This window comes from Carboxydothermus ferrireducens DSM 11255, from assembly GCF_000427565.1.
GTDB lineage: Bacteria > Bacillota > Z-2901 > Carboxydothermales > Carboxydothermaceae > Carboxydothermus > Carboxydothermus hydrogenoformans.
This window is the reverse complement of sequence record NZ_ATYG01000001.1, coordinates 132277-147005: the sequence shown is the minus strand read 5'-3', so window position 1 is coordinate 147005 and position 14729 is coordinate 132277. Positions and strand designations below refer to the sequence as shown.

The window sequence follows — 14729 nt, the reverse complement described above, 5'->3', positions numbered from 1 at the left end:
CACCATCTGCTGATATTTTACTTTTATACGGTTAAAAATCAAAAAATAAACCCCCGGAAAATTTATTCCGAGGGCTAAATTAGTCCTTTTAAAGCCATCTTATTTTTTGGTGAAGATTAAAAGCTGGCTGCGTTTTGCGGAATAGCCAAGGCTTTTCCAACTATCAGTAGCTATTGCTACCCGGCCGGTAGCGCTGTGGCAGTCAACACAGGTTAAAGCTTCGCTTGCCGGAAGTATCGTGTGGTCCATCTGCATTAAGCCGTAAAACTCAAAGTAACCGCTCATATTAAAGGGTTTGTTACCTTTTGAAGTTGGAGTCATAGACATCCGCGGATTGGTCATGATATTTTCGTTTAACATGTTGAAGTAAATCATCTGCGCGGTATAGCCGTCATATTTAGGTACTTTCTGCTCGCCAAAATAAATTTGATTGCTCATATCATAAGCCGGCTTAAAGGAGGTCTTAAGCTTGTAAATTCCCTGATAAACCGACTGGATGATATCGCCGGTTTCGGCATAATACTTCTTATCAAAGGGCAGCATGAAGGGGAAGTTGGCAAAGTCCTTGCCAATTGCCTTAAAGTAAACATCGCCAAAGGCCATTGGTATCTTGATGTTTACCCGGTGGAAAGGCTGAATCTTGGCCGCAGGGTTTTGCGGATAATTCATTTTACCCATATTTCCTAAAAGTTTCCCTTCATCAAAGATGTCCCCAATGGGCCGGACGCCAAACCGCATCATGTGTTCGTAATCCTGCCGTTTGAAGTTTAAAGCAGGTGTACCGTAATTTCCGCGGTATTCATGGGAATTATTGTTGTATAACGAGGAATCGCTCCAGTTGTTAAACACATAATCTTTGGGTTCATATATTCCATCCGCTGCTTCTCTCGCGGGATTGCTAAAGTCTCTGAAATCCAAGCCATAGTCTTTACTGATGTGGCAGGTGCGGCAGTCCAAACGCCGCCCGTGGTCGTTTATAACCTGATTGGCATGCACCGTGCCGGTATGGCACTCACCGCACTGTTTGGCCCGCTGACCATCGTTAGGAGTGTAAAGGTCGGGCATCGGGCCGATGACGAACTGGTGCTTATTATAGACTCCCTGTCCGGTGGTATCACCTAAAGCCGGTGTCCAGGCGCCACCAGGGTGGCAGTCCACACAGGAAAGCTTATCATCTTTTAAGTGAACATCAAGGTCGTGCCAGAAGCCGCGTTTATAGGCCGGACCGTCCGCCGGAAAGTCGTGGCAGACCGCACAGCCGTTGGCGGTTGGCTTTTTGTAAACGGAAGCTATCGCGGTTAAGACTTTTTGCTGAGGATTGGTAATGCTCGGATCCTGGCCGTTATAAACTTCCCCTACGGTATAGATGGTTGCCTTGCCATTTACCACTTTGACATTTCGGGCCGCTCCCTTACTGACATAGTACTGGTCGGCATGGCAGAGGAGGCAGTCGATATCTTTGACATATTCAAGGATAGCAGTATCAATATCACCGGAAAGCTGGTTAAAGAGGCCGGTGTTGTAGTTGGGGTCGGCCGGCCCGGATTTAATGCCGTAACCGATATGGCAGCGGCCGCAACCGGCAGCCCGGGAACCACTGGTTCCAACCCAGCGGCCCAGGAAACTCTGGTAGCCGAAGGTTTCCGGAGCACCGCAGAGGCGGTTGTACATGCCAAACTGCAGCTGTCCCGGACCAAAGCCCACTTCCCTGAAGCCTTCGATTTGGGCGAGGCCAGGATTTTGCCGGGCCGCATTGTGAAGATTATCCTGATTCATGTAGAGGTCTAAAGGCAGTTTAGGATTGCCCATTTGCCCAAACTGGTAGGCCATCCAGAAAATCGTATCGCCGTTTTTGGTGAAGGTGCGGTTTAAATAGTGGTTGGTGTAAACGATGTTCTTGATGGAGTTCCATTTACCTGTACCCGGTCCATGGCAAGTCAGGCAAAACTCAGCCGAGGTACCAGTTGGATTATTCTGGACCCAGGTAAGAAAATATGAAGTTAATTCACCATGTTTAGAATTATTGGCAACAGGCGTGGGCTTGGAATCGGCATTAGCCCTGATTAGTCCTGCAGTTACGATAGCATAAGCTGCTTCCGCCCGGGTGACTATTGCGGAGGGATAGGCGTAAAAATTATTATTGCTGTCGGTCTTTGAAATAGGAATGTAACCATTATAGATTGCCCAGGCTAAATTGCGATTGCCGTTGAAGTCCTTAATTCTTTGTCCTAAGTATCCGGAAGTAGTAGCTCCGGTCAATCTTGCCAGGTAATCGGCAAGTTTGGAACGGTTAAAATTTTTGTTATCTTCGGGAATTATGCCATCGGCCAAAGTGGTGTTTCCTGCTGCTTTTTCCACTGCAGCGTGGAACTCTTTATTGGTAATCGGTTTTTTGGGGTAAAATTTCCCTTTGGCCAAGGAGAATATATTTTTCACTATAGCGTAGTTAACGACCTTGGCATAGGGAAGGCTACCGATATCCGAGGCTTTTTGGGTATAGTGGCAGGTAGTTGCACAATTTAACGACTGCTGGGTCATCGGGTCTTTGGCAAACTGCCGGTAGCCGAAGGCCGCTGCTGCGGTAAGCAGCAGGGCCAGGCAGGTAATGACGGCAATTAAACTTAATTTATACCTTTTCCTCAATTATTTTCCCTCCCCTCTTATCTTAAACCCGGCATTTCCGATTCAAAGGCCGTAAAGCTGTGTAAAGCCTGGTCGCTTCCATCGCTTCTTGCTATCTTCGGCATAAAGGTTGCCCAGTCAAAGGCCGCTCCGGTATCATGGCAGCTGCCGCATAAAGCGTTCGGCAGGTATTTTAGCTGCTTTTCGATTCCGTTCTTATCCGCTATCATGCCGTGCGGGTTGTGGCAGGTGGAACAGTAAACACCGCCTTTACTGTAATGCTTGCTTTCCTTAAATTCCTGCACCTGACTCATGGCTTCACTGTAGTAAATTATGCTTTCGCTTACACCGCCAAAATCATAAATTTCTGTTCTCTTGGTTGCTCCTTTACCGTGACAGTTTGCGGTACCGCAGGTGTCAACCTTCCCTTCTACGTTCTTTGTAGCAGGGTTGATGATGTTTCGGCTGTTGGGGGCTTTGACGTGAAGGCTTCCGTTTCCGTGGCAGGCTTCGCAGCCTACGCCGTTGTCAAAGTGGGCGGTTTTACTCCAGCCGGTATAATATTTCGGGTGGCAGGACTGGCATTTGCCGCTGCCCACCGCCGTAGCTCCCGTCTGGCTTTCGTAAGTGGTAGCGGTTACACTTACGCTTTGTCCGGTATTGGCGTTGTAGCCTTCAGCCGCGGGGCCTTTCCGGTGGCAGGTCTCACAGGTCCCCATGTTGGGCGCCCGCTTTAACGCCGAAGACCCGGCAAGCTCTTTTAAACCATTCTCTCCTACCTCGCTCCAGTAGCCGTATACTTTCTGATTGGTAGTATCTAACAACGTTCTCTTCCAGAATTCCTTGCTTACACCGTGGGCATAGTGGCAGGTAAGGCAGGTCATGACATCGCCGTTACTCCGCTTTTCGTAAACCATGTTGGTCAAGGGTAAGAACGCTTTAAACTCGTCCACCTTAAAGCCAACCTGGTGCCGGTAGGCTTCGGTGTACTGGCCGGTTAATTTATCCGAAGAGCCGGTGCTGGTGTTGATATCCCCGGTGTCGGTGTTGTAGTCGGTGTGGCAGGCTCCGCAGAACTGGTTGATTCCGGATGTGTGCTGGACGGATTCGCCGGACTGCAGATAATTTTTTACTTCCATTTTTACCTGCAAAGCGGGATAGAAGTAGGCATATACTACCGGTACGCTGCCGTTTTCCTGGAGTAATTTAATCCTGGTTTCGCCGCTGGTGCCGTCCAAAAGGTAGTCCACCCCTTCGGTCTTTAACTGACCTTGTACCCAGACCTGGGTGCCTTTGTTGTAAGGATAGCTTCTGACCCACTGATATTTCTGGCTGTTTTCGTAATAACCGGTAGCAGAATTATAAACATACGCCACATTGGACTTGTAGTTCAGGTAGCTGTAAGCATTGACGTTGGGGTTTAGGATTCGGGCGTTACCGCCCAAGCCGTGGGGGCTATGGCACGATTCACAGCCAAAGGTAATATCCCAGGCAGTGGCACCGGCTTTGTCGGGAGTGTCGTTGGTTTCATAGTTGCCGGTGACGTTTCCCCCGGGGGCAGCGAAAATCTGAACCGCTCCGGTGACCAGGTGGTTGGAGAGGGAATCTTCATTGCCGCTACCAAACATTCCGCCGTAGGTGGGCTTGCCGGTACCGGCGATGGTTCCGCTTTGCACATCATAGGTGGTCGAGATGGTGCCGTCATGGCAGGCCATACAGGTGTCGTACACCGTTCCCCACTGTAAAAGGGTTTGACCTACCGCCGTGTGGGTGGCGTGGCAGGCCGCACAGGCGTCGGTGTTCTTGGAATAGTTGGTGTGAATGCGGTAATTGGCAGGATTGGCTTCATTGGGTAAATAAATTTCATTGGGGTAATAGGTTTTATCATCGGCATTAAACTTACTTACCATGCCCCTCTGCTCGTCATATACTTTCTTTACCGTGGGGGCGTAGGTGTCGCCCGTCAAAAGCTGGGCGGCGTAAGCGTTGGACCCTAAAATCAGCAGGGCTAAAATCAGTAAACACAATACCTTAATCTTCCCCTTCAATACTTCCTCCTCCTTTCCTTTAATTCCGGATGCGCCGTATTTCTCCTTCCCTCCTTTCCCGGCGGTTTATCCGGACAGGCATTATTATTTTTATGCTATTAATTAGATGTTTTGGTAAATATTTCCTTTATCTTTGTTTTAAATGTTATTTATATCGATAAGTTAGATTTATTGCAGCAAAAATTCCGTAAATGCTATTTTTCTTTAATTATCAAGCTTTTGCAAATTTTTCTTTTATTTTCGCAGTATTAATTCTATTTTTTTATATGTAATATTTCGATTTGTTATTTTTACCACAAAAAAGCGGGGAACTATCCCCGCTACTTTCACATTATTTTTTAATGATCACTATCCAACCACCCGGGAAAATTGGCTTCTTTATAGGTAAAAGAGTGGAGATGATAGACAGCACCATTTACCGCTGTCCTTGGAACCGGGGGCATATAATCTTCCCAGCTAAAGGCACCGGCAAATTCGCCTAAATCGTGGCAAAAGGCACAGAGGGAATTGGGCTGGTATTTTAACTCATAGGTTTGATTGTTGTGCTTAATTACTCCGTGAGGATTATGGCAAGTAGTACAGGTCATCGCACCTACGTTGTAGTGCTTACTGCTGACATGTTCTCTTACCTGGGGAGTGCTGCTGTCTACAAAGCTTATGGTATCGCTGTTATAATCCATGTTTGCTAAACTATCACTGGTATTTCCGTGACAATTGGCACCTGCACATTTTGCTACTTGCGCCTGGTAATTTAGCTCAGAAATGCTATCCATATACGCCCCTGAAGGCGACTTTACGTGTTCACTGCCGCCGGTATGGCAATCCTGACAGTCTACCCTATCTCCCCTTAGATTTGCGTGTTTAGTTTGCAGCCAGCCGGTATAGATTTTTTCGTGACATTTTTGGCAGAGGGTGTTGTCTACCCGGGTCAAGGGGAAGGAAGGATTTACAGAAGTCTCACGATTATTTCCCGGCGTACTTCCGGAAGAATTGGCCGTATATCCTTCGGAAGCAGGACCTTTACGGTGGCAGGTTTCGCAGGTCGCCATGTTGGGAGCCCGTTTTAGAGCAGAAGATCCGGCAATTTCAACTAACGTCAAGGTACCCCAGTAACTTTTTGCTTCCGTGAACCAGTTTCCTTCTAATGTCTTCTGCCAAAAACTTTGACTTACACCATGAGCGTAATGGCAGGTAAGACAGGTCATGAATTTTTTACCATCCCGGAGCTCATAAGCCATATTGGAGTTTGGAAGATACTGTTCAAAATCGGCCACGTTAAAACCAACCTGGTGCCGGTAAGCTTCCGTGTATTTCCCGTTTAAAAGGTCGGAAGAGCCGTTGGGTTCTAATTTCGTACTATCCTTATAAACGTTTTCGGTATTGTAGTCGGTATGGCAAGCCCCGCAGAAAGCATTGATGCCTTTTACGTGAATGACCGTTTCGGAGTCGGGAGACTGGGAAGTGTTATCACCATCAAGATAGTTGGTAATGGTCATGGCTACTTGCAGGGCGGGATAAAAGGACGCCGTAATGGTGGCAGGATTACCCTGTAAAACTTTTATTTTTGTATATCCCTGGGAGTTACTAAGTTCATAGTCCACTCCCTCGACTTTTTCAGTACCATCAAAATAAACTTTCGTTCCTTTAAGATACGGATAACTTCTTACCCACTGGTAAGCATTTTTTGCAGTGGAATCAAAACTGTTGCCGCTACTTAAGGCTACCCAGAAAGTCTCATTCCCTTCAGTAACTTTTTTAAGGGAAAAATTAGTCTTATAATTTACCAGGCTGTATGCATTAACATTGGGGTTTAAGATGCGAGCGTTGCCGCCCAAGCCGTGGGGGCTGTGGCAGGACTCACAGCCAAAGGTTATATCCCACATTTTTCCCTGCCCCTGGTCCGGTACATCATAGGTTTCATAATTTCCGGTGATATTTCCACCGGGTGCAGCAAAGATTTTTACCGCTCCGGTCACCAGGTGGTTGGAAAGAAAAGGTTCATTACCTATGCCAAACATACCGCCGTAAGTGGGTTTACCGTTGGCGCCTATTTCCCCTTCCTGCACATTATAAGTGGTGGAAATGGTGCCGTCGTGGCAGGCCATGCAGGTATCATATACCGTTCCCCACTGGAGCAGGGTTTCCCCCACTGCCGTGTGGGTGGCGTGGCAGGCAGCACAGGCATCGGTATTCCGGCTATAATTGGAGTGGATGCGGTACCGGGCAGGATTGGTTTCATTGGGCAGGTAAATTTCCGCTGGGTAATAGGCTTTATCATCGGCATTAAAGTACTTGGGAGTTGGTCCGTAATCCTGGCCTACCCTTATCTGGGCAGCAAAGGCAGTCGATGTTACAACCCCCAGGATGAGTCCGAAGAAAAGAAAAAACATAAAATTTCGCAAAAAAACTCCTCCTCTCGGGTTTTGGCACCGGGGGTGTCCTTTTTCACCCCCTTTTCCCCCGGTGCCTTATCTATTGCCAAATTTTTTACCCGAGAGTATATATATTGAGAAATTTTTCAGGATATTACTTCAATCTGGTAAGAATTTTTTAACAGGCAAAAAAATAGTCGGCAAAAGCCGACTCTTTTGAAACCCTTAATACGTAAAAACATGTTTTAATTCGATTTTAAGATCTTCAAAAATAGATACTTTAATTATGTCCTCATCGGTGTATATTTCCGGCCTTCCGTATCTTTTGTTTTCCTGCAGAGTAAAAACACTTACAATTTTACTTTAAGGCTCCACGATCCAGTATTCTTTTACGCCAAATTGTTCATATAGGTTAAATTTTTCTACTTTATCTTCCCATCAATTAATTCTATTCTTTCATTTTCCGGCCAATTTAAATAATCAGCAAAAGTATATTCTCTTTCTTTTTCCGTAAAAGTCATATTAACATCTTTCTTTTGATTTTAACTCAGGGGTATTAACATCCAGCACAGCCGGAACAGCTTTTGCCGCTGCAGCTTGAACCGGATGCCATGGCTCCCTCTCCATTTGAGGAAGACTTACCCATTACCATAAACCCGGTTAACCGCTGGGTTAAATTTTTGCCACCGCATGTGGGGCAAGTGACATTTTCCTTTTCGGAAATGGAGCATCTTACGGTAAAAAGTTCACCACAATCGTTACAGCGAAAATCATACGCCGGCATATACTACTCCCTGGTTATCTAAACTGTGCAAAACTGCATCAGTTCAGACAGCTGGGGTATTTGTAGTCCGCCTTTCAGGTTGTCCCAGCCCCAGCAGGCGGTATTCAGGACAACCATAGCCCCTGCCCCAAGAAGCAGGAACTCACGCCAACATCCGGTCTCCCCACTTGCCCTGAATTAACAACCCCTTCAGGACAGAGAAGTCTCTTCGCACCTTCTCAGGAGAGAGTGGTGTTACCACCGCTACCTTGAGAACTCGCCAGAAATCACGGGCACTAAAACTTGTTCCATCCAGAGGTCTTGGTACCCTTTCTGGCTTACTCTCAAGGCTTTGGATAAATTTTTTTGCTTTCTTTATCTCTTTTAAGTGTTTTTTCTTTAACTGCTGGTTCTTGACCGTTTTCTTTACATGCTCTTTTAGTTCTTCTAATTCATCTACAGTCAATGTGTTGAGAAGCTTTATATAATTGGCCGGGATTCTTTCTTCTAACCCAAGCCCTTTTCGTGCTATTACGTAGGCTGCTGCTACGTCTTTTGTCACCATAAACTGCGGTGCGTATTTCAGCATCCCTGTTATTGATGTGTTTTTCGGATTTACTTCTATTACTTGTATTCCTTTCCTTTTTGCTAAAGTTTTTATTTTTTCTAAAAGCGATTTATAACTAAAGTTATGTCTTATTCTTCTTGATTTTCTACCTGAAAAATCTCCTCTTTTCCCTTTGTGCTTTAGGTCTAATTTCTCAATCACAAGGGCTTTCCCTTTTTGTTCTGCTATTTTTACCATCTCATAGGCGTACTGCCATCTAAAGTATTCTCTTTTATCTGAATTGCCACTTTCAAGCTCTGGCATCGGTATTTCTCCATAATTTATTAGATTCCCTTTTTCATCGGTTTCTGCCCATGATATGTTGCTGGGACAGGCGTTTACATCTATTCCTATTACTCCTTTTTCTCCTGTTATTTTTGTTTCCGGAAAATTTTCTTCAACAATAAAATTGGCGTATATACTGCCATTTTTAAGTTTTAGCTCGACAGAGTAAGGTTCACCAGAAATACAAATTGCCTGTATTAATTCCTCTCTGTTTTTACCTCTTTTCCATCCTGCCTGCACTTTTGCATATACGTACTTTCTTTTACCTGCATTTATTCTCAAGAAAGTACCATTTTTATCTATCTCTATTCTTGTGTTAAGATTTCCTTTTTTGCTTTTATCTCCCCTGGAATAGAGATTTCCTTTCCTTTTCTCTTGCCATTTAATTTTTAATTTTTCATATGCCTTGCCGTTTATATGGCGTTTTCTAAGTCTCTCAAATAAGTCTCTCCCGCCAAAAATAACTTTCCCCGGATTGGTCCCCAGTTCTATATTAGCTTCTAAAGTACTTTTTGCTTTCATTATTGCATCATCTACATATCTTGAGTTTAAATTAAAAATCTTTTGAAGTTCTCTTTTAAGTGTGTTTCTATCGTAACCTTCTAAAAGCCTGTTGTAGGCAAATCTTACACAGGAAGACCATCTTCTCATCAAATCTAATACTTCCTGTTTGTCTTCAAAACTCACAAAGACTAGCTTGGTTTGAATTGTTTGCATCTTTTTTAGCTCCTCTTTGTCCGTAAATTTTTACTTCTTCTTCCTTTTGGCGTTCTAACCGGGGTTATTAAGCCTTCCCTTTCCCAGTTTATAAATGTACTTCTGCTGATACTCAATAACATCTATATTCACCCAATCAAAATTATATCATTTTGTACTTTTATTTTAAACAGTTTTTACCTCCTCAAGTATAAATTTGGGGACAGTCCCTAAAATTATAAAAATTATACCTCTTTTTGCTATTTACGGCGGATGCGGCCGGTGCCACCTACCACCAGGTTACCAATTAAGAGAGTAGGCTGGGCGTCGGAAACGGGAACGCCCTGGCCGTCTTTGCCGCAGGTACCAATAGACCAGCCCAGGTCTTTACCTACGGCCAGCACATTGTTTAAAACTTCGGGGCCGTTGCCGGTTAAAGTAGCTCCTCTTACCGGAACGGTGACCTGGCCGTCTTCAATCAGGTACCCTTCGGATACCTCAAAAACAAAATCGCCGGTATTGGTGTCCACCTGTCCGCCACCCATTTTTTTAACCAGTAAACCCTCTTTTACTTCCCGGATAATCTTTTCCGGGTCGTCTTCGCCGGGAACTATATACGTGTTGGTCATCCGGGGAATCGGTTTATGCTGATACGACTCCCTTCTTCCGTTTCCGGTAGGCTCAACGTTATCTTTTTTAGCAGTTAGCCGGTCATACATATAACCGGTTAAAATCCCCCGGTCAATGAGAACATTTTTCTTCGTTTTGTTTCCTTCATCATCGTACGGTACGGTCCCGTATTTTCCGGGGATTGTGCCATCATCCACCACAGTAATCAATGACGAGGCCACCTTCTGGCCCTTTTTTCCGGCATAAACGCTCATTCGCTTCTGGACTATGTCCGCCTCCAGGCCGTGCCCCGAAGCTTCGTGAATCATGGTGCCGCCGGCTTCCCCGGCCATCACCACCGGCATTTCCCCCGATGGGGCAGGCTCGGCCGAAAGCATTTTAATGGCCCGTTCTCCCGCTGCCCGGGCCGCAACATCCACCTGCTGCTCCTTAAAAGTCTCAAAACCTTTGGTAGTACCTATGGCATCGTAGCCGGTCTGAATAACCCCATCTTTTTCCGCTACCGCCTGGACCGCAAACCGCACCCGGGTTTTGTTCATCTCAACATAAGTGCCTTCGGTATTGGCAATAACTACTTTGGCTTCCAACTCCCCGTAACTCGCCTGCACCTGGCGAATTTCAGGACCGAGTCTTCTGATCTCTTCATCGGCAACTTTTAAAAGGTTTAGTTTTTCTTCCGCTGCCACTTCTCCCGGCTTAATCTGCACGTTACCGGAGGTGACTTCGGGATTTTCCAGGCTCACACTGTCCTTTAAACCATTTAAGCCCAGAGTGGCTACCCGAACGGCCTTTAAAAGAGCTTCCAAAGATAAATCATTGGTATAGGCGTAAGTTGTTCTTCCGTTAGCATCTATGACCCGGATACCGGCACCAGCTTCAACTCCCTGAGTTACCTTTTCAATTTTTCCGTCTTCTAAAACAAGGCCAAAGTTATTTTTTTCTTCAAAATATATTTCCGCAAAGGGCGCACCTCTTTGGGCAGCTTCCCGTAACACTTCGTTTATTGTGAAGTTATCCATTGGCTTTCCCCCTCATTATCTCTAATGCCGAGAAATTCTCCTTAACTAACATTATATCCTTTTTTTCCAAGAAATAAAATAAAAACCCCGCAGTAAGGCGAGGTCAAGGTTATTTTACTAAAGGTTCCTCATCGGTATTATTGTTGTAAATATCTCCGGATACCGTTGCCCCAGAACCAGTATTATTCCCAGGCGGGTTATTATTAGTTGCCGGGGTAGTAGCTACCGGCGGAATATACATGGGCCTAAAGGGATTATACTTTCCGGTAGATAACTTTTCGTAGTTTTGAATGATAAGGGACCCCGCAGGGTTTTTAGCTGAGTAAATTGCCAGAGTAAAAGCGGCTTCCACATTTCCCCTTACATCCCCGGGAACCGAGGAAATAGTTAAATTTTTTATTTCCGCAAGGTCCGGAAAGTTTTCCAGAGACTCCACATACTCCAGCACTTGTGGATAATATCCTTGAACTTTAATCTCAACGGGAAATTCAAAATAATAGCTTTTGTCCACTACCGATCCAGGTTTAAACTCCAGGAGTCTTATATTTTTCTCTTTGGCCGAAGCAAGGAGTTTGGTAAAACCCGCCCCATCTTCTACGTTAAAATCAAACTCCGCTCGAATATTTTTGAGCTCCTTCTCCAGCTGCTCCTTATTTTTCACCTCAGTCGCTAAGACATTTTCAATTCCCTGCAAGCGTTCCCATTCGGCGTTAACGGTATTAAGCTCGGTTTTCAGTTCCTGGTATTTTTGCCAGTTGGGCATAATAGCGTAATTGTATAACAAATAAAAAACTGTAAGTCCCAGAGCGATTCCCACCAATATTCGTTCCCGCGGGGCAAGTTTTTCCCAAAATGGCATTTAACCATCCCCTTATTTCAAAATTGCCTTTATGGAAAAGTCGTAATTTCCCGTATTGTTTCTTACCGTCTGCACTAAAAGTACTTTGGAGAAATGCGGTAAATTGTTTAAATTGTAAACAAATATTCCTGCTTCTTCCGAATCCCGGGTAGAACCGGTTAAAGATAATTCCCTGGTTGCCGGATCATATTTTATTTCGGTAAGCCAGGTATTTTTAGGAATGTTTAAGTTAATATCCGTTAAAATAACCGTAAAAACCAGTCGCTTTTGTTTTAGTTCCAAAAACGCCTCTTTTTCTTTATTCAATAACGAAATTTCGTTTTTCGTTTCGTTTACCTTTTGGGCAATTTTTTGCAGTTGGACTATATTGGCCTTTTTAACTTCCAAATCTTTTTTTAAATAATAAACGCGAACCATAAAACCAATTAAAGAAAAGATTATAATGGTAACTAAAGCAGTAATCCCCGCCAAAAGGGCAAGTTTTTTCGTGTTAATTTCGACATCTTTCTGCAATTCCGGGGGAAGGAGGTTAGCTTTATACATCCCTTTCCACCCCCCAGAGTCCCAGGCCGTAGGCTAAAGTAAAAGCCGGGTCAAGTTTTTCCTCCACCATCGGGGCAAATGTAAAGGTTTCAAGGTCAAGCTGGCTTTCAAAAAGTTCGGTTAGTCCTTTTAACTTACTCCCTCCTCCGGTAATTAAAATTCGCTCAACGTTATTCCCCCGCTCCTGGGTACGGTAAAAATCTATACTGCGGCGGATTTCGTTAATAAGTTCTGATATTGCCTGGCGAATGCTTATATCAATAGTTAATTTTTCCTGATCAACTACGTGTTCATCAATTGCCAAAAGTTCACCTTTTTCTTCTTTTAATTGTTCCGCTTTGACAAAGTCAAGGTTCATATTGGTTGCAATCATCTGGGTGATGGCATTGGCCCCCCATTTAATTGAACGGACAAATTTTAAAATTCCGTCTTTAACGATAATTAGCAAGGTATTACCAGCACCAATATCCACTACCGCTACCGGTATTTCCAGATTTATTTGGGAAAATACCGCCCGGTATAAGGCCAGAAAAGGAAGATCGACTACATCCAAGTTTAAGCCCGTAGAAACCACCGTATCGTAAAGATCCATAATAATTTCCCGGGAAGCGGCGGAAAGTAAAACGTTCATCTGTCTGGTTCCATCATCCGCCTCGGCATTTTCCAAAATTACCGAAGCCAAAACGCTATCTTTAACGGGAACTGGTAAATACTGCTCTGCTTCTAAGTCAAGATAGGCATTTAACTCTTTTTGGTTCATTAAAGGAACTTTGATGATGCGGGAAATAATTTTATTGCCAGGAAGAGTAGTTATAACTTTAGCCTTGCCTATGTTAAATTCTTTTTTGGCTGCCAGCAAATATTTGGGAATATAATCCCGAACCGTATTCTCCTGAAATTCCACTGGCATCTGATAAGTTACCGTTTTTAATAATTCCGGCTGCTTTTTGTCAGCTTTAAGTAAAACAGCTTTAAAATACCGCACTCCCGCGTCAAAAGCTAAAATATACCGGTTTTTCCCCATAAATTTCCCGATAAAACTTTGCACTTAGCCCTCCATCCTTTTCTAAAAAACTTGGTAAAGCTCTTTCCACTCTAATATTTTAATTTCACTATTTTTATTTAAAAATGGTTGTAAAATATTGGTTAAATTATTATACGGGTCGTAAGTTAGCATTGCTTTCACATTGTTGTTATTTTCCTTTTTATTAATATCGTTTACCATCACAACCCCGGTAACCGTTGCTTTTCCGCTATTGTCGTGATATTCAAGGCTACCATTCAAGGCAATCAGATTAGCGGTGACATCTATTTTCTTTTCTAACTTTATATCCCCATTTACCGATATTATTGTAAGATTTGAATTGTTGTTCGCTCTACTATAGCTACTTTCAATTTCAATTGTATTGGGAGAGATAATTAAATAGTTTCCGTTGTACTGATAAGATGAGTTATTATCTATTTCTACCTCATCATCAGGGTCAGCTGGAATAAGATAGACAATTTTTCCGCTATAGCTTGAAGATAAGGTGAACTTATTAGTCTCTAAAACCACAATATTGGGTAACGATCGCAGATAACTATCGTCAAAATTTAAGTTTAAAGTTGAAAATAAATTATTAATTTTTTCCGTAGGAATATTAAGACCGTTGGTATTAACGGAATTGGTGTAATAAATTTTAGTAATCGTAATAGAACTTTTGCCTTTTCCCCTTAACACGGTAACGTTTTGACCATAAACCGCGCCGGTAATATCATCCGCCTCTAACACAATATCTCCCGGAACAACAAGATTACCAATAACTTCGGATTTTTTGTTGAAATTTAAATTAGGCTCATTATTATTTAAGAATAAAGTAAAATTGTTGAGGTTTAAATTTTGCGCTGCACCTAAACTTACCTTTACCCTTGCTTGAACGGTCTTTTTTGCCCCATTAGGCACAATACCCTTACTTTCTAGCAATATTGTATATACACTTCCACTCACCGAACTGATTTGGGAAGTTACTTGCTCAATTTTACCATTCCCTACCGGCAAATTGCTAAATTCGTCTAATGTTAAATTTTGCCTAAGAAACTTTTGTGGGTCTTTTTCTAAAGCGTATAACGCCAGCTCCAGTCCGGCCTCTGCACAATAGTAGGCTTGTTCCTTTCCTAAATTTATGTTAGAAATACTTTTTTCGTTTAAAGATAAGTTAAACAATCCGGTGGCTAAAATAGCAAAAATAATACCAATAACTAAAACCGTTAATAAAATATAACCTTTATCATCTTTTAACAAAATT

Annotated in this window: 10 protein-coding genes and 2 pseudogenes; all 12 read right to left on the bottom strand. The window is 43.5% G+C overall.

From position 1 onward, the window contains the following. Positions 1-99: 99 nt before the first annotated feature. Positions 100-2643, bottom strand: a complete 2544-nt coding sequence (locus CARFE_RS0100815) for a cytochrome c3 family protein (RefSeq protein ID WP_028051398.1) — start codon at positions 2641-2643, stop codon at positions 100-102. 17 nt (positions 2644-2660) lie between these two features. Then, entirely contained in the window at positions 2661-4670 is a 2010-nt protein-coding gene (locus CARFE_RS0100810) for a cytochrome c3 family protein (RefSeq protein WP_028051397.1), read from the bottom strand. A gap of 338 nt (positions 4671-5008) precedes the next feature. Then, positions 5009-7072 carry a cytochrome c3 family protein gene (locus CARFE_RS0100805; protein WP_028051396.1) on the bottom strand — a complete coding sequence of 688 codons (2064 nt, stop codon included), beginning with the start codon at positions 7070-7072 and terminating at the stop codon, positions 5009-5011. A 195-nt stretch (positions 7073-7267) separates the two neighbouring features. Then, a pseudogene (locus CARFE_RS16510) lies at positions 7268-7477 on the bottom strand (Uma2 family endonuclease); the annotation flags it as partial. Between the two features lie 121 nt (positions 7478-7598). Next, complete coding sequence (locus tag CARFE_RS0100795; protein ID WP_028051395.1) at positions 7599-7826, bottom strand: FmdB family zinc ribbon protein; 228 nt, start codon at positions 7824-7826, stop codon at positions 7599-7601. A 142-nt stretch (positions 7827-7968) separates the two neighbouring features. Continuing rightward, positions 7969-9414 (bottom strand): IS200/IS605 family accessory protein TnpB-related protein, encoded by a 1446-nt coding sequence (locus CARFE_RS0100790; RefSeq protein WP_028051394.1) that lies wholly within the window; start codon positions 9412-9414, stop codon positions 7969-7971. A gap of 35 nt (positions 9415-9449) precedes the next feature. Beyond that, positions 9450-9536: pseudogene (locus CARFE_RS16105) on the bottom strand (MerR family DNA-binding transcriptional regulator); the annotation flags it as partial. A 117-nt stretch (positions 9537-9653) separates the two neighbouring features. Next, positions 9654-11042: a TldD/PmbA family protein gene (locus CARFE_RS0100785; RefSeq protein ID WP_028051393.1), complete on the bottom strand. Its 1389-nt coding sequence runs from the start codon at positions 11040-11042 to the stop codon at positions 9654-9656. A gap of 109 nt (positions 11043-11151) precedes the next feature. After that, on the bottom strand, positions 11152-11901 hold the full coding sequence (locus tag CARFE_RS0100780; protein ID WP_028051392.1) for a type IV pilus inner membrane component PilO: 750 nt from the start codon (positions 11899-11901) through the stop codon (positions 11152-11154). A 12-nt stretch (positions 11902-11913) separates the two neighbouring features. After that, the gene (locus tag CARFE_RS0100775) at positions 11914-12444 is read right to left on the bottom strand and encodes a PilN domain-containing protein (RefSeq protein ID WP_028051391.1); all 531 of its coding nucleotides are present in this window, start codon (positions 12442-12444) and stop codon (positions 11914-11916) included. Then, positions 12437-13492, bottom strand: a complete 1056-nt coding sequence (pilM, locus tag CARFE_RS0100770; RefSeq protein ID WP_028051390.1) for a type IV pilus assembly protein PilM — start codon at positions 13490-13492, stop codon at positions 12437-12439. Before pilM ends, CARFE_RS0100775 begins: the two co-directional genes overlap by 8 nt. Before the next feature lie 18 nt (positions 13493-13510). Then, positions 13511-14725, bottom strand: coding sequence for a hypothetical protein (locus CARFE_RS0100765; protein ID WP_028051389.1), 1215 nt, complete (start codon positions 14723-14725; stop codon positions 13511-13513). Between the last annotated feature and the right edge of the window lie 4 nt (positions 14726-14729).